Here is a 25,660-nt window from a genome sequence, read left to right on the forward strand (position 1 = left end):
AACGGGATTTCCGTCGCCGGGGTCTCTGGTCGGTACTGCGGTGGGCGCCCGGGCGCCGGAATCACCGAAGGTTACCGCCTCGGGACCCCTTCCGCACACAGGGCGACGGAGGCTCCGGCCACAGTGGCATATGCCAGTGGAACTTTGCCTGCGTTCTGTCCAAATCGCCCACACGGGTGACGACGCTGTGCGACAGTTTCCTCACTGTCCGAACGACCCGCCCGCCGCGGGCCGCACCCGAGCGATGGGCCCGCCATGACCATGCCCCCCTTAGGCGCCACCCGCCCGCCGGGGGCCACCACGGTGGACGGCGCCCCGACGGGCGGGAGCGGCGCGCCGGGCGTCGGCCGCGGCACCGCGGCCGACACGGGGGGCGGCGACGGCACGGATGACACCGACAGCGGAACGGACGGCAGAGTGGACGGCACGGCACAGGAGCCGTCCGGCCCGTACCTCGGCGACGGCGGCGACCACCACGGGATCGACGACGGCCTGCTCGGCTCCGCCGAATGGGACCTGCTGACCGACGGGGTCCGCTGGAGCCAGGAGACGTACCTCCTCCTCGGCTGCGATCCGGCCCGCGGCCCGCTCAGCCTCGACCGGCTGCCCGACCGCCTCCCCGAGGCGGACCGGCCGCTGCTGCGGCGGATGATGACCGACGCCCTGGTGCACGGCCGCCACGCCGCCGGCACCCTGCGGATCCGCCGCCCCGACGGGCGGCACGACGGCGTCGAGTGCGCGGGCGAGCCCGTCCTCGGCACGGACGGCACCGTCATCGCGCTGCACATGCTGCTCCGCCCGGCCCCGCCGGCCTGAGCCGACGCCCCGTCCCGGGCAGCACCCCGGGCACGCACCCCCAGGCAGGCGCCCCCGGAGCCACTCGCTCCCGGGCCCGCACGCCCGGGGCTTCCCCCGCGGCCCGTCAGGTCAACCGCGGCCGGTTCTTGGCGTCCGCCGTCCGCAGCGCACGGCCCAGCTCCTCCCGCAGCTCGTCCACCACCGGCAGCCCCCGGTACTGCGCGGTCAGCCGGTACATCTCGCGCAGCCGGTCCCAGGTCCGGTGCGAGGAGTTCTGGCCGATCAGGTTCATCACCATCTTGGCCTGGAACTGCGCCGCGTCCGGCTCGCCGGTGATCAGGTGCACCGAGGCCAGGGTGATCCGGTCGAACAGCGCCGACCGCAACTGCCCGGTGCCCTCCCGCAGGGTGATCACCCGCTCCGCGTGCCGGCGGGCCTCGGGAGCCGCCCCCGGGTCGTGCTCGGAGAGCGTGCGCAGCACCAGGGCCTGCATGCCGCGCAGTTCCGCCTCGTCGAACACCTGCATCCACGAGGGCGGTGGCTCCGGCGCCTCCTCGCCGAACAGCTCCTCGGCCTCCCCGAGCAGCCGGTAGGTGTCCTGGGAGTGCCCGATCGAGGCGTGCGCCCACGCCTCGACGGTGTTGAGCATGGCGCGCGTTCTGGGCGCCGTCCGCCCACCGGTCGCCTTGGCCGCCGCCATCAGCTCGAGCGCGTCGTCGGCCCGGCCCAGGTGCACCATCTGCCGCGCGGCCCGGGAGATCGCCTCGCCGGCCCTCGGCCGGTCGCCGGCTTCCTTGGCCGCGTCGGCCGCGATCATGAAGTACTTCTGGGCGGTGGGCTCCAGGCCCACGTCGTGCGACATCCAGCCCGCCAGCACCGCCAGGTTGGCCGCGACCAGCCACAACCGCTGCTCCACGGCGGGCTCGTGCCGGTGCGTCAACAGGCCGCCGACCTCGTTCAGTTGACCGACCACCGCCTTGCGCTGCAAGCCGCCGCCGCGGGCCGCGTCCCAGGCCCGGAACACCTGTACCGAGTGCTCCAGCGACTCCACCTCGTCGAGCCCGACCGGGCCCGCGTCGTACACGTCCACCGCCGGGTGCGCTCCGCTCCCGGTGACCACCTGTCGTGGCCCGGGGACGGAGGCCGCGTACGCGACCGCGTCCCCGGACAACCAGCCCTTCAGCGAGTCGGCGATGACCGCCCCGGCCGTGAGCGCCGCTCCGGCACCCACCAATCCACGTCGGTTCAGCATGAGGTCCATTCCCGTGAACTCGGTGAGGACCGCGGCTGTTCGATCCGGCGACCATGGCACTGCTGCGGACGCGTCCGCCCCGGACCTGGTGGGCCGGTGTCGTTCCAGACCGAGGTCCTCAGTGGTGACGACACGGCCGAGCCGCTCCGTGAACACGGCCGCCAGCACCCTCGGCACCGGATCGCGCGGGATCTCCCCCTGCTCGATCCAACGCCGTACCCTCGACGTGTCGGTGGACAGCTGCAGCTGCCCCATCGCGGCACCCCGACGGTTGACCAGCCGCGCCAGCTCGCCCTTCGACCATCCGGTCAGGACGAACAGATCGGCCAGTCGGGTGTTGGGTTCCCTACTCAACGAAGCCCCCAGGTTCCTCGGCTGATCCGAGGCTAGAGGCTCCGGCGAGCACCGGGCGAGCATTCGCCACCGTTCGCCAGGGCCCGCCAGACTACAAAGCCAGTGCCCGACGGGTGTGTTGTAGGGGTGCGCCACCTCGCCCCCCGGGTCGGGCGGCGTCCCACCAGCGTCGGGACTGTCCCCCGACGGTGGTACGGGGCGCTCCCGGTCCTCACCCGAGGGGGTGGCGCGGCCGGGTGGCGCGGGAGCGCCGGGCACGGCCACGGCAGTCCGGCCGACCGCATTCCCCAGGGTGCGGACGGCCGGAACAACACCGCCGAACAGGGGTTCCCACCCCGCGTCCGTGCCCGGCGCCCGCGCACCACCCACCCCACCGCACGACGTACGCGTGAAGCACCGCACCCCACGACGTACCGCACCACCCGCAGGGCCGCCGTCACGCCAGGAAGCACACGGCACCGGCCCTCCCCCGCCCCCGCGGGGCAGCACCCGCCGACGGACCGGAAGGGACCACCCTCACCCCATGTACTCCTCAGCGACGACCCCCACGCCCGCCGCGGCCCGCCCCGCGCTGCGCCCCCCCGCCGCAGCCGTCGGCCGCACCGGCCCCAGGGCGGTGCCCCCGGCGAGCCGCCCCTCGGCTCCGCGCGGCACCGAGGGCCGGGCCACGGACACCCGGGTCGTCCCGACCGGCCGTACGGCGCTGGGCCCCGCCGGCCGCACCGCGCTGGGCCTGCGCGGCCCCGACACGGGCATGCCGGCCGGTGGCCGGATGCCGCTGGCCCGGCAGGCCGACGGCCAGGTGCTGCGGGCCCGGCGGCCCGTCCAGCCCGGCGGCCCGGAGCGGATCGACCCCTCGGCGCTCCAGACCCCGGCCGTCCGGGCGGCGCTCGCCAGTGTCGCGCGGATATGTCCCGCGTTCACCCCGCGCCAGGTCCTGCGCGAGGGCAGCCGCCACATCCTGGTGGCGGGCACCATCGGGCGGGCCCCGGTGGTCGCCAAGTGCCTGGCGCCGCAGGCGGTGCGGAGTGAGTACTTCGAGCAGCTGGTGGCCGACTTCCACCACGAGGTGGCGGTCTACCGGGCGTTCGTCCGGCACCGCCCGCCGGTGCGGCTGCCCCGGCTGGTGGCGGCCGACCACGACCGGTGCGTGCTGGTCATGGAGCGCGTCCCGGGGCGCCCGGCGGCCCGCGAGCGCCACCCGGTCAACGCGCCGACCCCGGGCGAGGTGCGGGCACTGCTCACCGCGGTCCGCACGCTCAACCTGTGGCGGCCGCCGACCGACGTCTTCCAGCCGCGCCTGGACTACCAGTTGGAGATCGCCCGCTACCACTCGGTGGGCCAGCTCACCGACCGGGACGCCGGCGACCTGCGCGGCCTGCTGCACGGCCTCGGCAACACCCCGCTCCAGCTCTGCCACGGCGACGCCCTGCTCAGCAACATGCTGCTGGCGCCGTCAGGACCGGTGCTGGTCGACTGGGAGCAGGCCGGCTGGTACCTGCCCGGCTACGACTTGGCGGTGCTCTGGAGCGTCCTGTCCGGGGACACCGCGGCGCGGCGCCAGATCAGCCAACTCGCCCAGAGCGGCGGCACGATGGCCCGGGACGCCTTCCTGGTGAACCTGGTGCTGGTGCTGATGCGGGAGATCCGGCTGTACGACGTGCCGGGCGCAGGCGAGGAGCAGCGGATCATGATCCGCCGGCTCTACGACGACGCGGCGCTCGCCCGCCGCGCCGTCCGCGCCGCGGTCGGGACCCGCTGAGCCGCGGGGGTCCGACGACGGGCCCGCGGCTCAGGGCCTCACGGCCGGGCGCCCCGTTCCAGGGCGGCCCGGCCGGCGGCCTCCAGCACGGTCTCGTCCGGTGCCAGGTGCACCCGGCTGCTGAGCACGTCCCGCAGGTAGCGCTCCAGCGGGTGGCGCCGGCTCAGGCCGGGGCTGCCGGTGAGGGCGACGGCCTGCTGGACCACCGCCGTCGCGGCCCGGGTGGCCAGCAGCTGGGCCGGTCCGGTGCGGGCGACGGCCTCCGGCTCACCCAGGTCCACCCGGGGGGCCAGGCCCTCGACCAGTTCCTCGGCACCGATCAGCTGGGCCTCGATCTCGCCGAGGGCGGTCCGGTAGCGGGGCAGGGTGCCGAGCGGCTCGGTCAGGTTGGCCGGGGTGCGCTGGCTGAGGAAGCGGACGAGCCAGGCCTCGGCGGCCCGGGCGACGCCGATCGCCACCGCGGAGAGGGCCAGGTCGTGCCAGGCGCGGGAGAGTTCGGCCTCGGAGGGCTCGGAGGCCCGGGACGATTCGGAGGCCCGGGGCGATTCGGCCCCGGAGTCGGCTCCCTGACGGCCCGTCCGACGACCGGCCGTCAGGCCGAGCGCGAGGTCGCCCGGCACCCGGACCTCGTCCAGCACGACGTCGTGACTGGCGCTGGCCCGCAGGCCGAGCTGGTCCCAGGTCGGGTCGATCTCCAGGCCCTCGCTCTCGCCGCGGACCAGGAAGGTGCCGATCCTCGGCTCCTCCTCGTCGGTCCGTGCGGTGACCGCCATCCAGGCGAGCGCCTCGGCGCCGGCGCAGTACGTCTTACGGCCCGTCAGCAGCCAGTCGTCACCGTCCCGGCGGGCGACCGTCGCGGGCAGTTCGCCCGCCCCGGTGCCGGGCTCGGCCCGCAGCGTGTTGACCAGGACCGGGCCGCGCCGGGACTCGGCGAGCAGCCGCCGGTAGCCGGCCGCCGGCCAGTCGGCGCGGCGGGCCTGCTCGGCGTGCCGGAGCAGGGTGAAGGCGGTGACCACGGCCACCGAGGCGTCGCCGCGGCCGAGTTGGGAAAGCACCCGGACGGTGTCGGCGAGCGTTCCGCCCGGACCGCCGTACCGCGCGGAGACGGTGAGGGTGAGCAGTCCGGCCTCGTGGACCGCCTCGATCCCCTGGTACGGGAAGGTCGCGTCGCGGTCGTGCTCCTCGGCGCGGGCCGCCAGCAGGTCGACCACCCGGGGCAGCCCGGCGAGGGCGGCCCGGATCGCGGTGCGGTCGGGCACGCGGTCGGCGGTGCCGGCGGACGCGGAACCGCCGGATGCGGAACGGGTGGGCGTGGAACCGGTGGGTTCGAGATGGCCGGATTCGGACCCGTCGGAATCCGCCGACGGAGCGGCGGTCCGGGAGCGGCGCCCGGCGGAGGCCGTCGTGGCCGGAGCGCTCCCGGGCGAACGATCGGCGGCGGAGCGGTCGGAGCGGTCGTCGGCGGAGCGCTCCGCGGACACGCGGTCCTCGGACGAACGATCGACGGTCGAACGGTTGGCGGCGCGGGTCGTCATGGTGCTGTGCCTCCGGGCGGGCAGCGTGGGCTCGGCGAATGCGGGCGGCACGCCGTACGGGCGCGCGGTACCGGTGGGCGGCCCCGGAGGCCGACTCACGGCCGCCCCTGGTTTCGGCGCCGACCGGACAACCCGGCCGACCGCCCGCCGCCGGGGAAGGGATCCCCCTCAGCGGCCCGGACACGCCGCACTGGCGGTCCGCCGCAGGTCCAGATGCCTGCGACGGGTCAGCAGCGGAAGACGGCACGGCATGTTCGCGACTGTACGAACCGTTGATCGATACCGTCAAGCGGCGCCCGACCCCCGGACGGAGCCGGCCGGAGTCGGCTGGAGCCGGGCGGCTCCGCCGGGATCAGCCCTGCTGGAACATGTCCGCCGGGAGCGGCTTCAGCAGCTGATACAGGTCGTCCGAAATCGGTCGGTCCCAGGAGGCGATGGTGACCAGGACGCCGTCGCTGCGGCCGAACTGGGCGCAGAACACGCGTTCCTCGCTGACCTTGACCTTCTTCACGATCAGCAGGTCGTCCCCGAGCATGACCGGGAAGTCCTCGGCCGAGACGAACTCGACCGGCTCGTCGTTCTCCAGCGCCGCGAGCAGCTGACGCACCTCGAACGGCACGTCGTCGCCGGTCTCCCGGGCGGGCGAACCCTCGGGGAGGTTGCCGATGAACATCGCCGGGCCTCTGCCGCCGAACAGGTCGTAGCGCAGGAAGATCCCCTGGCAGGAGCCGTCCGGGCCGGTCATCATGGCCGCACCGAAGTCACCGGGCCAGTCGCCCGGGTCCATCGCGAGCACGTCGAAGTCCGGGCCGGCGGGCTGTCCGGAGCGACGGCGGAGAAAAGACATGGGAACATCGTACGTGCCCGGCACACCACGCTCGCGAGGTGGGTGGGGCACCGCCGAGGGACGGCCGGGAGATCGACGCTCAGAGACCAATGTTGACTCTGAGCAACCGTCCGGGCTACGTTCGGTTCAGCACGACAGCCGTTCTGGGTTTCACCCTCCGGGGGGACGGCATGTCGCAACGCGGCCCTACACGCGTTTCCCTCACCGTGCACTTGTCGTGCCGAACTGCCGAGCACCCAGCTTCGTCGTCGCACACAGCACAAACACAAGCCAACAGTTCCATGCACCACAAGCCAGATCCGCGGGGCCCCGGCCCGTCGCTCCGTGGATCTGCTCGGGACGCCGCCGCGTGGGGGCGTGCGGGTCCCGAGCACCGGTGCCGTCATCCGAGTCGCTCTCGGGTTCGGCGCCAAACCTCCCGGCGACTGCCGGCCCCCTCGTGGGGCCGGGACCGGCCGACGCACCCCCGGTGCGCAGGGGATGACTGGGAGGATGGCCTGGCAACTGCCGGGCCGCACAGCAGGCGCCGTGTCTGGCCGCGTGGGGGCGGTGGGCACGGCGTCTGCCCGTGCTCTTACTCTGAGCTGCGTTTGTCTAACAGTCAACAGAAATTCTGACGTGGCACGCTCAATGGATCATCACTTGTGATGTTCGGACCCGAAAGATCGCCTGCGGAGCGGACCCCCGTCGGTCGGGGGTCCGCTCCCGCCGTGAACGGCCCGGCGCGCCGCCTCAGGTGAGGTCGAACTCGCCGTCCCGGGCGCCGAGCACGAAGGCCCGCCACTCGCCCGGCGTGAAGACCAGGACCGGCCCGTCCTCCTGGCGGCCGTCCCGCATCCCGATGTATCCGTCCACGAAGGCGATCTGCACGTCTCCGACGCCCTGACTGCTGCACAGCCACTCCGCGCCGGTGAAGTCCACCTTGGGCTTCCCGTTCCGCGCCAGCTCCGGCTGCGCCACGCCGGCCTCCGTGTCCGTCCCGCTGTTGGATCCCACTTGACCGATCTCCTCCCGACGGCATTCCGGGGCCAGCCTAGCCACACCGCCCGGCCCCGGTCAGCGGGTTGACGAGGACTCCCACGAGCGGGGACGGGCACGGCCGGAGGAGGGGTCGAGGCGTGTCCCGACCGGCGGGGGCGGCGGGCAGCTGCCAGAGTGCTGCCAGGGCGCCGCCCGACGGCCTTCCCGACCCGGGGCCCCGGGGAACCCGGAGGCCGTCGGCGGTTCCGCGGAGGCCTGGCCGCCGCCGTGCTGCCCCACCGAGCCGTCGGGCCCGAATACTGGATTCGAACGCTTTGTCTGATGGTCCGAACTGTCTGACGGTCCGAACGTTCCACCCACCGATCCGCTCAAGGGAGCAGCCGATGAGCCGCCGGGACGGCACCCGCGCCGACGTCATCCCCATCTCCGACGCCCCCTCGGCCCATCCCCCGGCACCCCGCACGCCCCACTCGCGCACCCCGCTGCCCCGGCCGACCCCCGCCCGGCCCGCCGCGCACGGGCGGGTCGGGATCGTCCTGGTCTCGCACAGCCAGGAACTGGCCACCGCCGTACGTTCCCTCGCGCTGGTGTTGACCGGATCCGACTCCCCCGCGCCGATCGCGGCGACCGGCGGCGACCCGTCGGACGGGCCGGGCATCAGCGCGGTCCTGGTCGCCGCCGCGACCCGCCGGGTGGACCAGGGCCACGGCGTGGTGGTGCTCGCGGACCTCGGTCGGGCGGTCACCACCGTCCGCGCGCTGCTGTCCGAGGCGGACGAGCACGGGCTGCCGTTCCCGGTCCGGTTCGCCAACGCGCCGTTCGTCGAGGGCGCGGTGGCCGCCGCCGCGACCGCCACCGCGGGCGGGGACCTGGCCGCGGTGCTGGACGCAGCGGAGGAGGCCTACCGGCAGTACAAGGGCTGAACGGCGTAGGCGGGCTCGGGGGGGTGTGGGCAGGCTCAGGGCCGTGGGCGGGCTCGGGGCCGTGGGCGGGCAGGTGTGGCGCGGGGCGCGGGCTCAGGGGCGCTCCTTGCCCTCCCAGGTGAAGACCACCGGGCCCTCGCACTCCAGCGCGTGGCGCAGCCGCTCGTGCTCGCTCTCGATCATCGGCGGCAGCTCGTCCAGCCCGAACCAGCCGACCTCCAGCGACTCGTCGTCGTTCACCCGCGCCTCGCCGCCGACCGCGCGGCAGCGGAAGGTCAGCACCAGGTACTGCGTCACATCGCCGTTCGGGTACGTGACCTGCGGCGAGACCGTGACGGAGGCGAGCAGCTCGGGCACGACCACCACCCCGGTCTCCTCCTCGCACTCGCGCACCACACCGTCGGCGGGCTGCTCGCCGGGGTCGAGGATGCCGCCGACCGGAGCCCACCGGCCGTCGTCGGCTCGGCGGGCGAGCAGCACCCGGTCACGGTCGTCCAGCACGACGGCGACGACGGCGCTCAGCCAGAGCGGACGGGTGCCCACGACGGCGCGGAGTTCGGCGAGGAAGGGGGGAATGGCCATGGGCCGCAGCCTAGCGGGGCGGCTCAGGGCCGACCCGGAGCGCCCGGCCGGTATCGGGCCGCAGCAGGGCGAGCACGGTGAGCCCGAGGATGTGGAGGTCGAGCCCGAGCGAGCGGTGCTCCACGTACCAGAGGTCGAGCTCGGCCCACTCGGGGCGGCTGAGCGGGCGGGGTGTCCGGCTGCGACTCAACGCGTGCAGCTGGGCCCAGCCGGTGAGACCGGGCCGGACCGCGAGTCGGCCGCGCTCGCGGCGGGAGTAGCGCACCACCTGCTCGGGGCCGGCCGGCCACGGCCCGATGACCCCCATCTCGCCGCGCGCCACGTTCCACAGCCGCGGCAGCTCGTCCAGGCCGGTGCGGCGCAGCAGGACGGCGAGCCGGTCGTCCCCGTCGGTCCGGAAGCGCAGGATCTGGAACTCGCGGCCGTGCCGGCCGGTCCTGGTCTGGCGCTGGAGGACCGGGCCGCCGGTGGTGCGGCGGAGCAGGACGGCGATCAGCAGGGCCAGTGGCAGCGCGACGATCGCGGTCAGGGCGATGACGGCGAGGTCGCCGACGCGTCTCATGAGGTGGCCACGGCACGGTCCGGTCCACCGCCCATCGCTCCCCCTCCGCGGCGCCTCGAGCCGGAAGAACGCATTCACAGTAGAGGCGGGACGTGGCCGCCGTTCCGGGAACGGGGAAAGAAGAGGGGTCATGATTGTCCGACTGGACGATATTCAGTCGGTCTGACCAATTTCGCTCGATTCGCCGTTTCGGAATGCCGAGGGCGATCGACGCTACGGGGTGGGGCGACGGCCGGGAACCAGCCCAACGAACGGCCGGTACCCGGCCGGGGCGTTCTCAGAGCGCGGCGCGGCGCCGGCCACGCAACACGCCGAAGGCGATCCGGCCGAGCAGCAGGACTCCGGCGGCCAGACAGCCGGCCACCGCCATCGCCCAGGCCGGCCCGTCACTGTCCGGCACGAACACGGCCACGACGATACCGAGCGCCAGGCAGGCCAGGCCCACCAGGGTCAACGGGAGCTGGTAGGTGACCAGGGCTCCGCCACTGCACACGCGAGCCATCCGGGAGGCCCCGTGAAGGTGGAAGGGGTCACGGTCCGCATCTGCCATGAGCCCAAGGTACCCCGGGGCGGCGCGGGCGGCAGCCCGCAGGGAGTGGTCATTCGAACGCGCTGTGCGACCGGATGATCCGGGCAGGTCAGGGGCTCGCCGAGGCCACCGCGAAGTGTGTCCGAGACGTCTGCACGGGCATTCCAGCTCCACAATCAGTCCACGAAAAATCCTCGTCCCCCCGGCACAACCATCCGTCCGGCGCAGCGGTCTCAATGGCATCGAGTGATCCAGGAGCCGTTCGAGGGACGGGTGTGAACCCCCCACCGAGAACAGGAAAGTCCAGGAGCGGAGCCGCCGCCCCTGGAGTCGGAGGCCGGGCTCCGTCCTCCGGCGGTACCGCCACGCCGCTCGGCGAACGAGGGGGAACCGTGCCGCAGTCCCAGTCCACTACATCGATCTCCATGGCCCGCGCCCGGCCGGCACCCGGCGTGCGCGCGCTGCCTCCACCCGTCGCCTGCACGGCGGACCGCCCGCACGGCGGGCATCCGCGCGGAGGGCATCCACGCAGCGAGCTTCTCCACGGCGAGCATCGCCATGGCGCGCACCGGGACGGCGCACACGGGGACGGCACGCATCGGGACGGCGCGCACGGGGACGGCGGGGGCCGCCCCCGGACGGCCGTCGACACGGAACAGCAGGACGCTCGGGGCGAATGGCTGCGGTTCGCCCCCGTCCAGCCGCTGTTCCGGGCCCGGGCCGCCCAACGGCTGGCCGTACTCGCGTACCACGGGGTGACCGACCACCGCTCCTTCGGCGCCCAGCTCGACCGCCTCCAGCGGCTCGCCACACCCGTCTCGCTCGGCGCGGTCCTCCAGGCCGTGACCGAGCGGCGGCCCCTGCCGCCCCGGAGCGTCCTGGTCACCTTCGACGACGCCGACCGGAGCGTGCTCACCCACGCCCTGCCGGCCCTCGACGCCCGGGGGATTCCGGCCACCGCGTTCGTCATCTCGGAGCTCATCGGCACCGAACGGCCGTTCTGGTGGCACGAGGCCGACTTCCTCGCCCGGCACGGGGGCCGGGCCCGCTCGCTCGACTGCGGACACCCGTCCCAGCTGCTCCCGCGACTCAAGGCCATGCCGGACCCGGACCGCCGACGCAGCCTGCACGAGCTACGGGTCAGCGCCGAACGCCGGCCGCCCCGACAGGAACAGCTGACCCCGGCCGACCTGCTCGCCCTACGGGACGGGGGCGTCGCGATCGGCAACCACACCCAGGGGCACCCCTGCCTCGGGCGCTGCGACGACGACACCGTGCGCACCGAGATCACCGGCGCCCACGAGGCCCTCACCCGCTGGCTGGGCGAACCGCCGATCGCCTTCGCCTACCCGGACGGCGGCCACGACGTCCGCGCTGAAACCGTCCTGCAGGAACTCGGCTACCGCCTCGGATTCCTCTCCGACCACCGCCTGGGCCCCCGCCTCCCCTCACACCCCCTCCAGATCAGCCGCCTCCAGGTCGACTCCACCACCAGCACCCGCCGCTTCGACACGATCCTCTCCGGCCTGGAACCCGCCTACCGCCGCTGGCGCCGCCAAGCCGTCGCCTGACGCCCCCCGCCGTACAGGAAGTCGACCCGTTCGACTTCCTGTACGCGGTGGCGCCACCGCCCCACAGGCGCGCTGATCTACGCGCATAGAGTCCGTCCGTCACGGTTACCCCAGCCGGAGAGGCCGGATCGCCGGCTGCGCGGGAAGTCGGCCAAGTCGACTTGCTGTGCAACACCCGGGCCCGTGCTGGTCGGCCTCTGTGGCGGGTCAGCCGATGAGGGTGGCGAGGGCGCTGCCCTGGGGGTAGAGGGCGGCGGCCGGGGGGAGGGTGGCGGGGGCGCCGGCGTGGAGGACGGTGAGGGTGCCGGTGCCGGTGCGGGTGGGGTCGGCGACGCGGCGGAGGGCCTGGGCGGCGACGGCGTCGGCGGACCCGTACAGGGTGAGCGCCGGGGAGGCGGTCGGGGCCACGGCGGCGCGGATGCGGTCGTCGACGAGCTCGTAGTGGGTGCAGCCGAGCACGATCACGTCGGTACCGGCCGGCGTACGGGAGGCGGCGTCGGCGATGGCGGCCGTGACGGCCTCGTCGTCGCCGTGCTCGACAGCGTCCGCGAGGCCCGGGCAGGCGACCTCGGTGATGTCCGCCGAACCGCCGAAGTCACGGATCAGCCCGCGCTGGTAGGCGCTTCCGGTGGTGGCCGGGGTGGCCCAGATCGCGACCCGACCACCCCGCGCTGCGGCGGGCTTGATCGCCGGAACGGTGCCGATGACCGGCAGCCCGGGCTCCAGTTCGTCCCGCAGGGTGGCGAGCGCGTGGACGGACGCGGTGTTGCAGGCGATCACCAGCGCGTCGGGCTCGAGGGCGGCAGCGGCCCGGCAGCAGCCGAGGGCCAGCTCGGTGACCTCTTCCGGTGTACGAGGCCCCCACGGCATCGAGGCCGGGTTGGAAGAGAGCACCAGATCCACGTCCGGGCGCAGCTTCCGAAGGGCGGCGGCGGCGGCCAGCAGGCCGATTCCGGAGTCCATCAGTGCGATCTTCACGGGTCAAGACTTTAGTCGATCCGCCCGCCGGGCCCCGTTCTGCGGCAGACTGCCGGGGTGACCGTCCTGCTGTGGATCGCCGCGTTCTCCCTGCTGGTCTGGCTCTGGCTGGCGTGCTGCCACGGCTCGTTCTGGCGCACGGACGTTCGGCTGCCGCCGCGCCGCCCGCCGGTCCGCTGGCCGCAGGCGGCGATCGTGGTGCCGGCCCGGGACGAGGCGTCGGTGCTCCCGGTGAGCCTGCCGACGCTGCTCGCGCAGAAGTACCCGGGGCGGGCCCGGGTGATCCTGGTCGACGACCACAGTTCGGACGGCACCGGCGCACTCGCGGCGCAGCTGCGGACGATCGACGGCCTGGAGCTGACCGTCACCTCCCCTCCCCCGCTGCCGCCGGGCTGGACCGGCAAGCTGTGGGCGCTGCGGCACGGCGTGGCCCTGGCCGGTCCGGACGTCGAGTACCTGCTGCTGACGGACGCCGACATCGCGCACGGCCCGGATTCGCTGGCCGAGCTGGTGTCCGCCGCCGAGAGCAACGGGCTGGACCTGGTGTCCCAGATGGCCCGGCTGCGGGTGGAGACCGGCTGGGAGCGGCTGATCGTGCCGGCCTTCGTGTACTTCTTCGCCCAGCTGTACCCGTTCCGCCGGAGCAACCGTCCGGGCACCCGGACGGCGGCCGCGGCCGGTGGCTGCTCGCTGGTGCGGCGCGAGGCGCTGGAGCGGGCGGGCGGGGTGGCGGCGATCCGCGGTGCGGTGATCGACGACGTGTCGCTGGCCCGGGCGGTGAAGTCCACCGGCGGTCGGACCTGGCTCGGCCTGGCCGACGGGGTGGACAGCGTGCGCCCGTACCCGCGGCTGGAGCAGCTGTGGCGGATGGTGTCGCGCAGCGCGTACGCCCAGCTCAGGCACTCGCCGCTGCTGCTGCTCGGGACGGTGTCGGGGCTGGCCCTGGTGTACCTGGTGCCGCCGGTGGCGACGGTGGCCGGGCTGGTGGCGGGAGCACCCGCGGTGGCCGCGGCGGGCGTGGCGGCGTGGGCGCTGATGGCGGGCACGTACCTGCCGATGGTCCGGTACTACGGGCAGCTGGCCGCGGCCGTGCTGCTGCTGCCGTTCACCGCGGCGCTGTACCTGCTGATGACGGTGGACTCGGCGGTGCAGCACTGGCGCGGCCGCGGCGCGGCGTGGAAGGGCCGGACCTACTCCCGGGCCTGAGGAACCCCGGGGATCCTCCCGAGAACCCGCCTACGGAACCCGCTGCGGGGCGGGCCGCCCCGATCCATACTGCTCGAATGGACCGTCAGCAGATCTCCCGCCTCGCCCACGCCCGTCACCCGATCGCGGCTCCGCTGGCGGACGAGTCGGTGGCCCGGCTGCTGGACCGCGCCATGGCCGGGACGGAGCAGGGCTTGGCGCTGGACCTCGGCTGCGGCGAGGGTGCCTGGCTGCTCCGGGCGCTGGCCGCCGGACCGGGCTGGCGGGCGGTGGGCGTGGACCTGGACGCGGCGGCGCTGACCCGGGCCCGGGAGGTCGCCACCGCGCTCGGCGTGGTCCGCCGGATCGGCCTGCACCACCTGGACGCCCGGGAGTTCTCCTCGAAGGAGCGCTTCGACCTGGTGCTGTGCGTCGGCGCCACCCACGCGTTCGACGGTCTGCCGGCGACGCTCGCCGCGGCCCGCGAACTCCTTTGCCCAGGCGGGAGGTTGCTGGTCGGCGAGGGGTTCTGGCAGCGCGAACCGTCGCGGGCGGCGCTGGACGGGCTGGGCGCGGAACGGGAGGACTTCGCGGATCTGGCGACGACCACCGACCGGGTGCTGGCCGACGGCTGGACGCCGCTGTTCGGGCACGTCAGCACCGAACAGGAGTGGGACGACTACGAGTTCTCCTGGACGGGCTCGCTGGCCGAGTGGGCCCTGGACCACCCGGACCACCCCGGTGCGGCGGCCGCCCGCGAGGCCGCGGACCGGCACCGCACCGGATGGCTCCACGGCTACCGGGGGACGCTCGGCTTCGTCACCTATCTGCTGCGCCGCGACCGAGGCGAGTGAACGCCCTGCGGTGACCGGCCACTTCCCGTTCGGCGCGAGGAAGCGGAGCGAGGAAGCCGACGCGAGCGAGTCGGCGCGAGAGCTCAGTGGTGGTTCTTCGCCTGCTCCTTCTGCACCAGCTGGTCGAGCACCTCGGGCATCGCCGCGACGCCGCCGGCCTGGGTCGGCGAGGTGCGGTACTCGCCCTGGATGACGACCGTCGGCAACTCGGCGACGCCGTAACGGGTGAAGGCGGCGGCGGCCTCGTCGACCGACCCCGTCACCTCGGCGGAGCGGTACGCCCGGCCGAACGCCTCGGCATCGACGCCCTGGGTCACGGCCCAGTCGGTGGCGGTGGCCTCGCTGGTGACGTCGCGCCCCTCGTTGTGCACGGCGCGGAAGGCGCCGGCCTGCAGGCGGTCGACCAGGCCGAGGCGCTCCAGCGTGAAGTACAGCCGGGCGTGGCCGCGTTGCACGGCCTCGTCCCGACTGCCGGGCCAGATGGCCGGGATGCGGCGCAGCGCGACATCGGCGCGGTGCTTCTCCGCCCAGGTCTGCAAGGGCTGTTCGAGCGCCTGGGAGTGGCCGCAGTCGTACCAGAAGAACTCGGCCGCCTCGATCCGGGTGCTGTCGCGGACCGGTTGCGGGTGGTCGAGCCTGACGAACTTGGCGCCCTTGTGGGGGAATTGGTGGGTCATCGCGCCGGCCTGGACGGGGGACGCGGCGATCCCCACGGCGACGGCGAGCAGGACGGTGGACCGCAGCAGCGACTTCGAGTTCATCACACCGGGCAGTGTGCTGGCGGCGGTCCGTTACCGGCCGGTTCCCGCGGTACGGGCCGCGCCGGATTCGCCCGAACGGCGCACCCGCGCCGAGCCTGTTGACGCGGGGCGGACCACCTGACGGGGCAAGGTGGCGGCACTGGTCAGCGGGTGCCTTCCGGTCCGGCCGTCCACACCTCGGCGACCAGTTGCTGCCAGGCGTCCACGACGGCGCCCAGCTCGAAGTGTTCCAGCGCGTGCGCCCGGGCCGCCGCGCCGAGGCCCGCCCGGTTGACCGCCAGCACCTTGCCCAGTGCCTCGGCGAGGGCGAGCGGGTCCCCGGGGGCGACCAGCGCGCCGGTCGCCCCGTCCCGGACCACCTCGCGCACCCAGCCGACGTCGGTGGCCACGGCGGGTACCCCGGCCAGCGCCGCCTCGATCAGGGCACCGGGTACGCCCTCGCTGTCGCTCGTCAGCAGCAGCGCGTCGGCGGCCCGGTAGAGCGGGGCCGGGTCGGGAAGCGGGCCGAGGAAGTGGGCGCGCGCGGCGGCCGGGTGGCGGGCCAGCGTCTCGCGCAGCGGTCCGTCCCCGGCGACGGCCAGGCGGACGTCGGGCAGCCGGTCGAGCACGTCGAGGGCGAGGTCGAGTCGCTTCTCCGGAGCTATCGCCCCGATCCAGGCGACCAGCAGCACGTCGGCCGGCAGGCCCAGCGCGTGCCGCGCGGCCCGCCGGTCGTCCCGGCCGTCGGCGGGCGGATAGCTCTCTGCGGCACGGGAGTTGGGGATCACGTGCACTTTGCCCTCGGGCAGCCGGAACTGCTCCTCCAGGACGACGCGCGCCTCGTCGGTCAGGGTGGTGACGGCGGCCGCGCGGTGCATCAGCGCGCCGCCGCGCACCCGGCGCAGCCGGTTGGCGGTCCAGTAGCGCGGGTGGCCGACCGAAACGTAGACGAAGGGCGTACGGGTTCCGGCCAGCGCGAGGGCGCAGGCGGCCAGGGTGTCCGAGCCGTGGGCGAGCACCACGTCGGCGGCGCGCGCGGCGGCGCGCAGCGCCCGCAGGGTGCTCGGGTGCAGCCGGCCGGGGCCCAGTACGGCGGCGGAGCGCAGCGCGGCGGCGGCGGAGCAGTCGGCGGCGGCCAAGTCCGCGGCCCCGGGGGCCCGATCGGCGGACTCCGCGCCCTGGTCTGCGGAGTCGTGGCCTCCGGAGCCCCGGCCCGCGTGATCCCGGCGCCCGAAATCCCGGCGCCCGAAATCCCGACCTCCGGAATCCCGGGCCGCCCCGGCGGGGCAGACGTGGTTGGCCGGGTGCGGGGCGAGGGCGCACAGTTCGGAGGACTGCCCCCGACGACTCAGTTCCCGGTGGAGGTCACGGGCGAAGTTCTGTGCGCCGCCACGGCGTGAGTCGCTGATCAGATGCAGGACACGCGGACGGTTTCCGGCCGGATCGGCCGACGAGTGGTCGGGCATGGACCGACCTTGGCACAGTGCCCCGCCCGGTACATCCCCTTCGCGCAACCTGATGGTGGCCCATCCGCCCGCGCTTGTACACCCGATGTGCGCCACAGGGCCGCCGTCGTGCGCCGGACGCGACCGTCGCGCGCCCCGTCTCACCCCCTGCCGCGCTCCGTTTCACCCCGTCGCGCCGGGTCGGCGCCGTCCGGGATCGTCGTGTGCCGGTGTCAAATGCCGCGTCGCTCCGTCGACTTGGGTCGGCTGTTCGACGGGCGAAAGGCCGGTACGCGGAGCGCCCCCGCCCCGCCCGGCCCGTGACGGCGGGGCCCGGCGGCCGTTACCCGTTTCGGGTGAACGCGGTTGGACCTCGGCCCGGGCCGGTCGGCAGGATGTCCGGCCGGGGCGGCACCCGCCGTGCCGCCCCATCTCCCCCTGCCCCGTACTGATTTGGAGTCGCCCGGTGTTCAAGGGATTCCGTAGCTTCCTGCTGCGCGGAAACGTGGTGGACCTCGCGGTCGGCATCGTGATCGGCGCGGCCTTCACCGCCGTCGTCACCGGGTTCGTCAGCGCCTTCCTCACCCCGCTGGTCGGCGTCGCGTCCGGTGCCGTCGGCGACTTCACCCAGAAGACCTTCGACGTGGCCGGCACCCGGTTCCCGTACGGCCTCTTCGTCAACGCGGTCATCGGCTTCGTCCTGACCGCCGCCGTCATCTACTTCGCCGTGGTGCTGCCGGTCGGCAAGCTCCAGGCCCGCTTCGAATCGGCCAAGCCCGCCCCGGCCGTGAAGGTGGACTGCCCGGAGTGCCTGAGCTCCATCCCGGCCGCCGCGTCCCGGTGCTCCTTCTGCACCTCCGAGGTCGCCAAGCCGGGTCTGCCCGCACAGGCCCAGGCGCTGCAGTCGCACTGACCACGGAACCGGACGGACGCCGGGCCGCCGCCCGGTCGGCACCGACCCGCACCGGGCCGACTGCGCAGGCCGCGGGCCCTGATCGAACCTCCCGGGGAAACTGACGGGGACTTTATTCCCGAAACATTCACGAGCCCCCGTCGCCCCCACGGCGGGGGCTCTAACGCGCCCGCGCACGCCTGTCCGGAAAAGTTTCTCCGCAGGCCCCCCGACCGTCCACCGGCCGGTCACCACAAGGCCTTCCGCAGCCTCCGTCCGGCCACTGTTCGATCACTGACGGGGCGCCAAGGTTGTCCGGAACCGGACGCCGGAATGTCCGGCTTTCCTACTTTCGAAACCTTTGTGCGAGCGAAGACTGTGTAAACACTCGAACTGCTCCCCCTCCCGCTCTCCTCAGCAGGCGCGTTGTGGGCTTACCGTATGCCCCATGACCTCGCCCCGCTCCTACGACGGAGTCGGCTACCCCTCTCCGTCCTTCTCCTCCGGAACGCCGATCTACGACAGCCTCGTGGCTGAGCGCGGCGTCCCCCAGATCGCGCCCATCAACGTGCCGGCCGCCCTCCCGCCGGCACTGTCCTCCGGTTACGGATCCGGCCTCGGCCAGTCCCCCGAGCACCGGTACGGCAACGGGTACGAAAGTGCCGGCAGCAACCTCCCCGCGCTGCCGCCCGCCCGCCTCGCCCTGGGCCCCGGCCCGAGCAGCGGTCCCTCCGCCGGCCCCGCCACGGCGTACATCCCCGCGCAGCCCGCGCCGGCGTACGCCGCCCCGCAGCCGCCGGTCCCCGGCTACGGCTCCCCCCAGCCGTACCAGCGACCGCAGACCGGCACCCCGGCCTTCACCCAGTCCACCGGCAGCGGCTACCAGCCGACCGGCGGCCAGAGCTTCGGAGGCCAGAACACCTTCATCGGCGCCCAGGGCGGCCAGCAGTCCTTCGGCGCGCAGCCGGCCGGCGGCCCGGGCGGTTTCGGCCAGGGCCAGCCCGCCGCTCAGCAGGGCTTCGGCGGCCACCAGTCCTTCGGCGGCCCGACCGCCGGCGGCCCCGGCTTCCAGGGCCAGGGCGGCGAGCAGTCCTTCGGCGGCGCCCAGCTGCGCCCGGCCATGGCGCCGGTCGCGCCGGTCCGCCCGATGCAGCCGCAGCGCCCGGGCGGGTACAACGAGCCCGGCCAGTTCCAGGGTGGCTACCAGCCGCAGGGCCAGGGCTACTGAACCGCGGCTGACGCCCCGAGGCCGTCCCCCACGCGGCCCGCACCCGCACCACCTGAGCAGCACCCGGCGCCCCCCGTACGCCGGGCGAACGGAGAAACGGGTCATCCACGGACCGCCCGGCACGCCCCCCACGGCGTCCCGGGCGGTCCGTGCGCATACGGGGCCCCTGACCTGCGGGCCCGGGCCGGCCGGCTGGCAGGATGGAGGAATGCACCTCACCGGACTCCACGTCTATCCCGTCAAGTCGATGTACCGCCTGAGCCCGGAAAGCGCCGTGGTCCACCCCTGGGGTCTGGCCGGAGACCGCCGCTGGATGCTCGCCGACGCGACCGGACGGTTCGTCAGCCAGCGCGAGCACCCGACCCTCGGACAGATCCGGGCCGCACTGCTGCCCGACGGCGTCCTCACCCTGACCGCCCCCGACGGCTCCCGGATCGAGGTCCCCGCCCCCGCCGTCGCGTCCGGCGACGCGCTCGCCGACGTCGAGGTCTGGGGCACCCGCTTCCATGCCGCGCAGGCCGCCGAGGAAGCACACCGGTGGATCGCCGAGCACCTCGGCGACTACCGCCTGGTGTACCTGGACGACCCGCGCGCCCGGCCGGTCGACCCCGAGTACGGCGCGGCCGGCGACCGGGTCTCGATGGCCGACGGCTTCCCGCTGCTGCTCACCACCACCGCCTCGCTGGACCGGCTCAACGAACTGATCGCCGCCGAGCACCCCGACGGCCACGAGACCCTGCCGATGGAGCGCTTCCGCCCGAGCGTGGTGGTCGGCGGCGCCGAGCCGTGGGCCGAGGACACCTGGCGCCGGATCCGGATCGGCTCGGTCACCTTCAAGGTGGTCAAGCCCTGCGGCCGCTGTGTGGTCACCACCACCGACCAGGAGACCGGCGAGCGGCGCGGCAAGGAACCGCTGCGCACCCTGGCCAAGCACCACCGGCTGATGAACAAGGCCGCGTTCGGCCAGAACCTGATCCCCGAGCGGCCGGCCGGGGTCGAGGGCGACGCGCTCGGCACGCTGCGGCTGGGCGACGAGGTCGAGGTGCTGGAGGACGGGGCGCACTGGCCCGCCGACGGACGCTGAGGGCATCGGCGGACGCTGAGGGCATGGCTGAACGCTGAGGGCATGGCTGAACGCCGAAGACACGGGCGGACGCCGGGCGCACGGGCGGGCACCGGGCGCGTGCCGTGCTCCGGAACCGGCGTGTCCCGGACGGAACCACCGCTGTGCGCGCTCGTTGAAACAAGTGGTCGGAACCTGTGGCGGCGCTGAGCGCTACCGGTGTCCGCGCGACCGCGGGCGGCCGGACCACCCACGTGGGCGCGCTACGGTGGGCGGGCGGCCCGCGCACACCCGCGCGTTCGGCCCGATGATCGCCGGCTCGACGAAGGTGGGGACGACAGACCGTCATGGCTGAGCACAGGGTCCGGGTCACCCAGGACAGCGCATCCCGCTGGCGTCGCCGCGCGGGCGAGTACGACACGCTCGCGGAGGCCCTGGCCGCCGCCGAACCGGGCGACACCGTGACCGTCCGGCCGGGCACGTTCCGGGAGAACGTGCTGCTGGACAAACCGGTGACGATCGTGCCCGCCCAGGGCCCGGGGACGGTCCGGATCGACCCGCCCTCCGGGGTGGCCCTCACCGTGACCGCCGCCGCGACCGTACGCGACCTGGTGGTCGAGGGCGGCGACAGCTCCACCCCGGCCGTCCTGGTCACCGGACCGGAGGCGGCCCCCGCCTTCAGCGGCTGCCGGATCGAGACCCGCTCGGCCACCGGGATCGAGGTCGCCGGCGGCGCCCGGCCGACCCTGCGCGGCTGCGTGGTCACCAACCCGGGCGGGCTCGGACTGCGACTGCGCGGCGCGGACACCGCCGCCGCCTTCGAGGACTGCGAGGTCGCCGCCGCCGGCCAGGCCGGACTGGCCGTCCTCGGCGGCGCCACCGCGGCCCTGGACCGCTGCCGCATCCACCACGCCTCCGGCGCCGGAGTCCTGCTCTCCGACCCGGGCAGCGCGGCCGAGCTGACCGGCTGCGAGATCTACGAGATCCGCGGCAGCGGCGTGCAGGCCGACGCGCAGGCGGGCGGCCGGCTGATCGACTGCGAGATCCACCGGGTCACCGGCAACGGTCTGACCCTGGACGGCGAGGCCGAGCTGGTGCTCACCGGCTGCCGGGTGCACGACCTGCCCGAGAACGGCGCCGACCTGCGCGGACGCGCCCGGCTGAGCCTCGCGCACAGCACCGTCAGGGACTTCGGGCGCGGGGCGCTGTCCGTCTGGGACCAGGGCACCGAGGCCGTCGCCGAGTCCTGCCAGATCCACGGCTCGACCGGCGAGTACCCGGCGCTGTGGGTCAGCGACGGCGCCCGGCTGACCCTCACCGACTGCTCGCTGCACGACCTGCCGGACGCCCTGTTCGTCCTCGACCGGGACTCCGCCGCCACCGCCAAGGGCTGCTCGTTCAGCCGGATCCGCAGCTCGGCGGTCTCCGTCAGCGGCGGGGCCACCGTCGCCCTGGCCTCCTGCCGGGTGCAGGAGGCGGGCACCGGGCTCTGGTTCCGCGACCACGGCAGCGGCGGACTGCTCACCGACTGCGAGATCTCCGACGTGGCCACCGGCGTGATCGTCACCAAGGGCGCCGACCCGGTGCTGCGCGACTGCACCGTACGGGCCAGCACGGACGCCGGGGTGTACGTCTCGGCCCAGGGACGGGGCACCTTCGAGGACTGCCGGGTCTCCCAGGGCAAGGGCTTCGGCTTCCACATCATCGACGGCTGCCGGACCCAGCTCACCCGGTGCCGCGCGGAGCACAACCAGCGGGCCGGGTTCGAGTTCTCCGAGCCCGGTCCGGTCACGGAGGGGTGCATCTCGGACGACGTCGCGGCCGCTCCGGTGCCGGCCGCCCCCGCCGCTCCCGGTGGCGGGGCGGGGCCCGGGCTGGGGGCCGGAGCGGCGTCCGGACGCGGCCCGGGGCTGGGGGCGCCGTACGGGTCCACCGACGTGCCGGCGCCGCGGACGGCCCAACTGACCGCGGCGGTCTCGGCGTTGGCGACGTCCGGGGCCGCGTCGGCGATCTCACCGATCCCGGACTGCCGCCCGGCCGAGGAGGCGCTCGCCGAGCTGGACTCGCTGGTCGGGCTGGCCACCGTGAAGCAGGAGGTGCGCACGCTGATCGACCTGATCTCGGTCGGCCGGCGCCGCCGCCAGGCCGGGCTCAAAGCACCCTCGCTGCGCCGGCACCTGGTCTTCACCGGGGCACCGGGCACGGGCAAGACCACCGTCGCCCGGCTGTACGGCGAGATCCTCGCCTCGCTCGGGGTTCTGCAGCGCGGGCACCTGGTCGAGGTGGCCCGGGTGGACCTGGTCGGCGAACACATCGGCTCCACCGCGATCCGCACCGCGGCCGCCTTCGACCGGGCGCGCGGCGGGGTGCTCTTCATCGACGAGGCGTACGCGCTCGCGCCCGAGGACGGGGCCCGGGACTTCGGGCGCGAGGCGATCGACACCCTGGTCAAGCTGATGGAGGACCACCGGGACGAGGTGGTCGTCATCGTGGCGGGCTACACCGCCGAGATGGAGCGCTTCCTCTCCGCCAACCCCGGTGTCTCGTCCCGCTTCTCACGCACCATCGGCTTCCCCGACTACACGGCGGACGAGCTGCTGGAGATCGCCCGGGCGCAGTGCGCCGAGCACGAGTACGCGCTGTCCGAGGAGACGGAGCAGGCGCTGCTGGAGCACTTCGGGGGGCTGGAGCGCGGATCCAACTTCGGCAACGGTCGCACCGCGCGGCAGGTCTTCGAGACCATGGTCGAGCGGCACGCGGTGCGCATCGCCCACCTCACGGACCCGTCGACGGAGGAGCTCCAGTTGCTCGTTCCGGCCGACCTGCCGGCGGCACCGCTGCCGGGCGGTGATCCGGCGGGTGGCTGGGGTAACGGGGTGACGGGTGACGGGTGACGGGTGACGGGTGACGGGTGACGGGTGACGGGTGACGGCGAACAACGAACAGCCGACGGATGACAGCTGACAGAATCTGAAATCTGTCATCCGTCAGCTGTTATCTGTTATCTGTCGGCTGTCATCCGTCCGCTGTCATCTGTCAGTCGGCACCTGTTCGCAGCCCGCCCCTCGCGTCACGCCGTCCAGATGCCGTCGGCCAGGAAGGACTCCAGCGCCGCCCGGTAGGGCGCGATGTCGATCCGCTCGCCGGCCAGCCAGTCGTCCGAGTAGTACTTGTCCAGGTAGCGGTCCCCGGGATCGCAGATCAACCCGACCACGCTGCCCGTCCGCCCGGCCTCCCGCATCTCGGCGACGATCCGCAGCGCGCTCCAGAGGCCCGTCCCCGTGGAGGCCCCCGCCTTCTTGCCGAGCACCTGCTCCAGTACCCGCACGGCGGCGATCGACGCGGCGTCTGGCACCTTCATCATCCGGTCGATCGCCCCCGGAACGAAGCTCGGCTCCATCCGCGGCCGTCCGATGCCCTCGATCCGCGAGCCACTCTCGCAGACGGCGTCCGGGTCGTGGCGCACCCAGCCGTAGTAGAAGCAGGAGTTCTCCGGGTCCGCGACGCAGATCCGGGTGTCGTACTGCATGTAGTGGACGTACCGGGCGATGGTCGCCGAGGTGCCGCCCGTCCCGGCGGTGGCCACGATCCAGGCCGGCTCGGGGTGCGGCTCCAGACGCAGCTGGGCGAAGACCGACTCGGCGATGTTGTTGTTGCCGCGCCAGTCGGTGGCCCGCTCGGCGTAGGTGAACTGGTCCATGTAGTGCCCGCCGGTCTCCTCGGCGAGGCGGGCGGAGGCCTCGTAGACCTCGTCCGAGCGCTCGACCAGGTGGCACTCGCCGCCGTGGAACTGGATCAGGTCGATCTTGGCCTGGCTGGTGCTCTTGGCCATCACGGCGATGAACGGCACGCCGACGAGTTGGGCGAAGTACGCCTCGGAGACGGCGGTGGAGCCGCTGGAGGCCTCGATCACCGGCTTGCCGGGCCGGATCCAGCCGTTGCAGAGCCCGTAGAGGAAGAGCGAGCGGGCCAGTCGGTGCTTGAGCGAGCCGGTCGGGTGGGTGGACTCGTCCTTGAGGTAGAGGTCGATCCCCCACTCCGCCGGCAGCGGGAAGCGCAGCAGGTGGGTGTCGGCGGAACGGTTGGCGTCGGCCTGGACCTTGCGCACCGCCTCCTTGAGCCAGGCCCGGTACTCCGGGTCGGAGCGGTCGACGTCGGCGGTCGGCTCGATGCCGGGCTGGGTGCTCATGGTTGCTGTCTCCCTCGCGTGACCCCCCAAATTGCTCACTACGAGTGTATGAGAGTCACGATAAGTAACCATTTTCGAAGGGTCAGCTTCCGCTTATCGCTCTCAGAACTGAACCGGCACCGACTGCGGGTCCGCCAGGTACGGCCCCCAGCCCAGCTCGGCCGCGCCCGCGAGCGCACCGTGCGCCAGCTCCGCGCCGACGATCGGCACCCGCCCGCTGCGCCCCCACAGACTGCGCTCGGCGACCACCGACCGCAGCCGGTCGGGCGCGGCCTCCAGCAGGTGGAGGTGCAGCCCGCTGAGGACCACCCGGTCCGGATTGAGGATGTTGGCAACGCCCGCCAGGCCCAGTCCGAGCCGGTCGATGACGTGCTCCACCGCTGCCCGCGCCCGATCCTCCGTCGTGGCCGCGCGGCACAGCTCGCGCGCCTGGTCGAGCAGCGGGCGCCCCGGTTCCGGGGCGAGTCCGGCGGCGGCGAACAGCGCGTCGGGGTCGGTCTCCGAGTTGAGGCAGCCCCGGTTGCCGCACATGCAGGGCCGGCCCTGCGGGTCGACCGTCAGGTGGCCGACCTCCAGGGCGAGACCCGCGCTGCCGGTGTGCAGGTGGCCGTCGATGACCAGCGCGCCGCCGACGCCGCGGTGGCCGGAGGTGACGAAGAGCAGGTGGCGGGCGCCCCGGCCGGCGCCGTGCCGGTACTCGGCGAGCGCGGCCAGGTTGGCGTCGTTCGCGACCGCGGCGGGTAGCGGGCGCAGCGCGTTCGGGCCGTGGTCGGCGCGTCCGACCTCGACGTCGTACAGGTCGGCGACCGGGGTGCCGCTGGGCCAGGCGAAGTGCAGCGCGGCGAGGGCGGTGCCGTCCGGCTCGGTGACCGGGTTGGGCAGCGCGAGCGCGGCGCCCAGGCAGCGGCGGTCGGTCGCGCGGGCGAGTTCGGCGCCGGCCACGGCGACGGCGCGCAGCATCCGGACCGGGTCGGTGGCGGTGGGCAGCGGCAGGTGGACGGGCGGGTCGAGCAGCCCGCCGAGGCCGGCCAGGGTGACGCTCAGTCCGTCGGCGTGGATCTGCCCGGCGACCACGACCGGGCCCTGCGGGTCGATCGCGAGCCGGTGCGAGGGGCGGCCCCGGCCGCCGCCCGCCGGGCGCGAGTCGACGGTGATCAGCCCGAGCGCCTCCAGCTCGGCGGTGACCGCGCCGGCGGTGGCCCGGGTGACGTCCAGCGCGCGGGTGAGCGCCGAGCGGGTCGGCGCCTGGCCGGTGTGGATCAGGGAGAGCGCGGGGCCGAGCAGCGTCCGGCCCCGGTCGGGAGCCGCGCGGCGGTGGCTGTCGCGCTGCGCGTCGGAGTCGTTCCCGGTACCGGGCCTCGGGCTTGATGGTGAGAGCTGCACGCCTCTA

Annotated in this window: 23 protein-coding genes; 10 read left to right on the forward strand and 13 right to left on the reverse strand. The window is 74.2% G+C overall.

Features of this window, described 5'->3' with window-relative positions; all coding sequences use genetic code 11:
* Positions 1-255: 255 nt before the first annotated feature.
* Positions 256-816 (forward strand): PAS domain-containing protein, encoded by a 561-nt coding sequence (locus ACWDBB_RS27045; protein ID WP_449792074.1) that lies wholly within the window; start codon positions 256-258, stop codon positions 814-816.
* A 106-nt stretch (positions 817-922) separates the two neighbouring features.
* Here ACWDBB_RS27045 and ACWDBB_RS27050 read toward each other — a convergent pair whose 3' ends face one another.
* On the reverse strand, positions 923-2,404 hold the full coding sequence (locus tag ACWDBB_RS27050; RefSeq protein WP_449792075.1) for a DNA-binding protein NsdB: 1,482 nt from the start codon (positions 2,402-2,404) through the stop codon (positions 923-925).
* Between the two features lie 754 nt (positions 2,405-3,158).
* On the opposite strand from ACWDBB_RS27050, the gene ACWDBB_RS27055 reads away from it, so the two are divergent.
* Positions 3,159-4,166, forward strand: coding sequence for an aminoglycoside phosphotransferase family protein (locus ACWDBB_RS27055; protein ID WP_392921060.1), 1,008 nt, complete (start codon positions 3,159-3,161; stop codon positions 4,164-4,166).
* 38 nt (positions 4,167-4,204) lie between these two features.
* Here the strand turns inward: ACWDBB_RS27055 and ACWDBB_RS27060 are convergent, their stop codons facing one another.
* The 4 genes from ACWDBB_RS27060 to ACWDBB_RS27075 all read right to left on the reverse strand — a co-directional run bounded on the left by ACWDBB_RS27060 (position 4,205) and on the right by ACWDBB_RS27075 (position 7,508).
* Positions 4,205-5,425 (reverse strand): acyl-CoA dehydrogenase family protein, encoded by a 1,221-nt coding sequence (locus tag ACWDBB_RS27060; RefSeq protein ID WP_449792076.1) that lies wholly within the window; start codon positions 5,423-5,425, stop codon positions 4,205-4,207.
* 444 nt (positions 5,426-5,869) lie between these two features.
* A complete protein-coding gene (locus ACWDBB_RS27065; protein ID WP_350526312.1) occupies positions 5,870-5,953 on the reverse strand; it encodes a putative leader peptide in 84 nt (27 codons plus the stop codon).
* A 100-nt stretch (positions 5,954-6,053) separates the two neighbouring features.
* A complete protein-coding gene (locus tag ACWDBB_RS27070; RefSeq protein WP_030058989.1) occupies positions 6,054-6,548 on the reverse strand; it encodes a hypothetical protein in 495 nt (164 codons plus the stop codon).
* 732 nt (positions 6,549-7,280) lie between these two features.
* Complete coding sequence (locus ACWDBB_RS27075; RefSeq protein WP_449792105.1) at positions 7,281-7,508, reverse strand: DUF397 domain-containing protein; 228 nt, start codon at positions 7,506-7,508, stop codon at positions 7,281-7,283.
* 404 nt (positions 7,509-7,912) lie between these two features.
* On the opposite strand from ACWDBB_RS27075, the gene ACWDBB_RS27080 reads away from it, so the two are divergent.
* The gene (locus tag ACWDBB_RS27080) at positions 7,913-8,452 is read left to right on the forward strand and encodes a PTS-dependent dihydroxyacetone kinase phosphotransferase subunit DhaM (protein ID WP_449792077.1); all 540 of its coding nucleotides are present in this window, start codon (positions 7,913-7,915) and stop codon (positions 8,450-8,452) included.
* 93 nt (positions 8,453-8,545) lie between these two features.
* On the opposite strand, the gene ACWDBB_RS27085 is transcribed toward ACWDBB_RS27080, so the two are convergent.
* The 3 genes from ACWDBB_RS27085 to ACWDBB_RS27095 all read right to left on the reverse strand — a co-directional run bounded on the left by ACWDBB_RS27085 (position 8,546) and on the right by ACWDBB_RS27095 (position 10,089).
* A complete protein-coding gene (locus ACWDBB_RS27085) occupies positions 8,546-9,034 on the reverse strand; it encodes an NUDIX hydrolase (protein ID WP_449792078.1) in 489 nt (162 codons plus the stop codon).
* A gap of 10 nt (positions 9,035-9,044) precedes the next feature.
* Complete coding sequence (locus ACWDBB_RS27090; protein WP_449792079.1) at positions 9,045-9,596, reverse strand: sugar transferase; 552 nt, start codon at positions 9,594-9,596, stop codon at positions 9,045-9,047.
* A 277-nt stretch (positions 9,597-9,873) separates the two neighbouring features.
* Positions 9,874-10,089: a hypothetical protein gene (locus ACWDBB_RS27095; RefSeq protein ID WP_449792080.1), complete on the reverse strand. Its 216-nt coding sequence runs from the start codon at positions 10,087-10,089 to the stop codon at positions 9,874-9,876.
* A 428-nt stretch (positions 10,090-10,517) separates the two neighbouring features.
* Here ACWDBB_RS27095 and ACWDBB_RS27100 point away from each other — a divergent pair, with 428 nt between their 5' ends.
* On the forward strand, positions 10,518-11,696 hold the full coding sequence (locus ACWDBB_RS27100) for a polysaccharide deacetylase family protein (protein WP_449792081.1): 1,179 nt from the start codon (positions 10,518-10,520) through the stop codon (positions 11,694-11,696).
* Between the two features lie 207 nt (positions 11,697-11,903).
* On the opposite strand, the gene ACWDBB_RS27105 is transcribed toward ACWDBB_RS27100, so the two are convergent.
* Entirely contained in the window at positions 11,904-12,674 is a 771-nt protein-coding gene (locus ACWDBB_RS27105) for a glutamate racemase (protein ID WP_449792082.1), read from the reverse strand.
* Between the two features lie 57 nt (positions 12,675-12,731).
* Here ACWDBB_RS27105 and ACWDBB_RS27110 point away from each other — a divergent pair, with 57 nt between their 5' ends.
* Together ACWDBB_RS27110 and ACWDBB_RS27115 are read left to right on the forward strand one after the other, a co-directional pair.
* Entirely contained in the window at positions 12,732-13,880 is a 1,149-nt protein-coding gene (locus ACWDBB_RS27110; protein WP_449792083.1) for a glycosyltransferase, read from the forward strand.
* Positions 13,881-13,957: 77 nt separating this feature from the next.
* Complete coding sequence (locus ACWDBB_RS27115) at positions 13,958-14,713, forward strand: SAM-dependent methyltransferase (protein WP_449792084.1); 756 nt, start codon at positions 13,958-13,960, stop codon at positions 14,711-14,713.
* 83 nt (positions 14,714-14,796) lie between these two features.
* On the opposite strand, the gene ACWDBB_RS27120 is transcribed toward ACWDBB_RS27115, so the two are convergent.
* Together ACWDBB_RS27120 and ACWDBB_RS27125 are read right to left on the reverse strand one after the other, a co-directional pair.
* Positions 14,797-15,474, reverse strand: coding sequence for a thiol:disulfide interchange protein DsbA/DsbL (locus ACWDBB_RS27120; protein WP_449792085.1), 678 nt, complete (start codon positions 15,472-15,474; stop codon positions 14,797-14,799).
* Positions 15,475-15,617: 143 nt separating this feature from the next.
* A complete protein-coding gene (locus ACWDBB_RS27125; protein ID WP_449792086.1) occupies positions 15,618-16,919 on the reverse strand; it encodes a glycosyltransferase in 1,302 nt (433 codons plus the stop codon).
* Positions 16,920-17,364: 445 nt separating this feature from the next.
* Here ACWDBB_RS27125 and mscL point away from each other — a divergent pair, with 445 nt between their 5' ends.
* From mscL to ACWDBB_RS27145, 4 genes are all read left to right on the forward strand, one after another.
* Complete coding sequence (gene mscL / locus ACWDBB_RS27130) at positions 17,365-17,811, forward strand: large conductance mechanosensitive channel protein MscL (RefSeq protein WP_449792087.1); 447 nt, start codon at positions 17,365-17,367, stop codon at positions 17,809-17,811.
* 427 nt (positions 17,812-18,238) lie between these two features.
* The gene (locus ACWDBB_RS27135; RefSeq protein ID WP_449792088.1) at positions 18,239-19,018 is read left to right on the forward strand and encodes a DUF6643 family protein; all 780 of its coding nucleotides are present in this window, start codon (positions 18,239-18,241) and stop codon (positions 19,016-19,018) included.
* Between the two features lie 208 nt (positions 19,019-19,226).
* Positions 19,227-20,102: an MOSC domain-containing protein gene (locus tag ACWDBB_RS27140; protein ID WP_449792089.1), complete on the forward strand. Its 876-nt coding sequence runs from the start codon at positions 19,227-19,229 to the stop codon at positions 20,100-20,102.
* A gap of 326 nt (positions 20,103-20,428) precedes the next feature.
* Positions 20,429-22,975: a right-handed parallel beta-helix repeat-containing protein gene (locus ACWDBB_RS27145; protein WP_449792090.1), complete on the forward strand. Its 2,547-nt coding sequence runs from the start codon at positions 20,429-20,431 to the stop codon at positions 22,973-22,975.
* A 176-nt stretch (positions 22,976-23,151) separates the two neighbouring features.
* Here the strand turns inward: ACWDBB_RS27145 and ACWDBB_RS27150 are convergent, their stop codons facing one another.
* The gene (locus tag ACWDBB_RS27150) at positions 23,152-24,270 is read right to left on the reverse strand and encodes a PLP-dependent cysteine synthase family protein (protein ID WP_449792091.1); all 1,119 of its coding nucleotides are present in this window, start codon (positions 24,268-24,270) and stop codon (positions 23,152-23,154) included.
* A gap of 102 nt (positions 24,271-24,372) precedes the next feature.
* Positions 24,373-25,653 (reverse strand): ROK family protein, encoded by a 1,281-nt coding sequence (locus tag ACWDBB_RS27155; protein ID WP_449792092.1) that lies wholly within the window; start codon positions 25,651-25,653, stop codon positions 24,373-24,375.
* Positions 25,654-25,660 lie beyond the last annotated feature (7 nt).

The sequence above is a fragment of the Kitasatospora sp. NPDC001095 genome (genome assembly GCF_053598615.1).

What these genes read in the sequence shown, in the direction of transcription:
- ACWDBB_RS27055 (WP_392921060.1), top strand. Translation starts at nt 3,159, where the DNA reads ATGCCGGCCGGTGGCCGGATGCCGCTGGCCCGGCAGGCCGACGGCCAG.
- ACWDBB_RS27125 (WP_449792086.1), bottom strand. Translation starts at nt 16,919, where the DNA reads ATGCCCGACCACTCGTCGGCCGATCCGGCCGGAAACCGTCCGCGTGTC.
- ACWDBB_RS27150 (WP_449792091.1), bottom strand. Translation starts at nt 24,270, where the DNA reads ATGAGCACCCAGCCCGGCATCGAGCCGACCGCCGACGTCGACCGCTCC.
- ACWDBB_RS27140 (WP_449792089.1), top strand. Translation starts at nt 19,227, where the DNA reads ATGCACCTCACCGGACTCCACGTCTATCCCGTCAAGTCGATGTACCGC.
- ACWDBB_RS27085 (WP_449792078.1), bottom strand. Translation starts at nt 9,034, where the DNA reads ATGGCCATTCCCCCCTTCCTCGCCGAACTCCGCGCCGTCGTGGGCACC.
- ACWDBB_RS27045 (WP_449792074.1), top strand. Translation starts at nt 256, where the DNA reads ATGACCATGCCCCCCTTAGGCGCCACCCGCCCGCCGGGGGCCACCACG.
- ACWDBB_RS27145 (WP_449792090.1), top strand. Translation starts at nt 20,429, where the DNA reads ATGGCTGAGCACAGGGTCCGGGTCACCCAGGACAGCGCATCCCGCTGG.
- ACWDBB_RS27135 (WP_449792088.1), top strand. Translation starts at nt 18,239, where the DNA reads ATGACCTCGCCCCGCTCCTACGACGGAGTCGGCTACCCCTCTCCGTCC.
- ACWDBB_RS27120 (WP_449792085.1), bottom strand. Translation starts at nt 15,474, where the DNA reads ATGAACTCGAAGTCGCTGCTGCGGTCCACCGTCCTGCTCGCCGTCGCC.
- ACWDBB_RS27065 (WP_350526312.1), bottom strand. Translation starts at nt 5,953, where the DNA reads ATGCCGTGCCGTCTTCCGCTGCTGACCCGTCGCAGGCATCTGGACCTG.
- ACWDBB_RS27080 (WP_449792077.1), top strand. Translation starts at nt 7,913, where the DNA reads ATGAGCCGCCGGGACGGCACCCGCGCCGACGTCATCCCCATCTCCGAC.
- ACWDBB_RS27070 (WP_030058989.1), bottom strand. Translation starts at nt 6,548, where the DNA reads ATGTCTTTTCTCCGCCGTCGCTCCGGACAGCCCGCCGGCCCGGACTTC.
- ACWDBB_RS27090 (WP_449792079.1), bottom strand. Translation starts at nt 9,596, where the DNA reads ATGAGACGCGTCGGCGACCTCGCCGTCATCGCCCTGACCGCGATCGTC.
- ACWDBB_RS27115 (WP_449792084.1), top strand. Translation starts at nt 13,958, where the DNA reads ATGGACCGTCAGCAGATCTCCCGCCTCGCCCACGCCCGTCACCCGATC.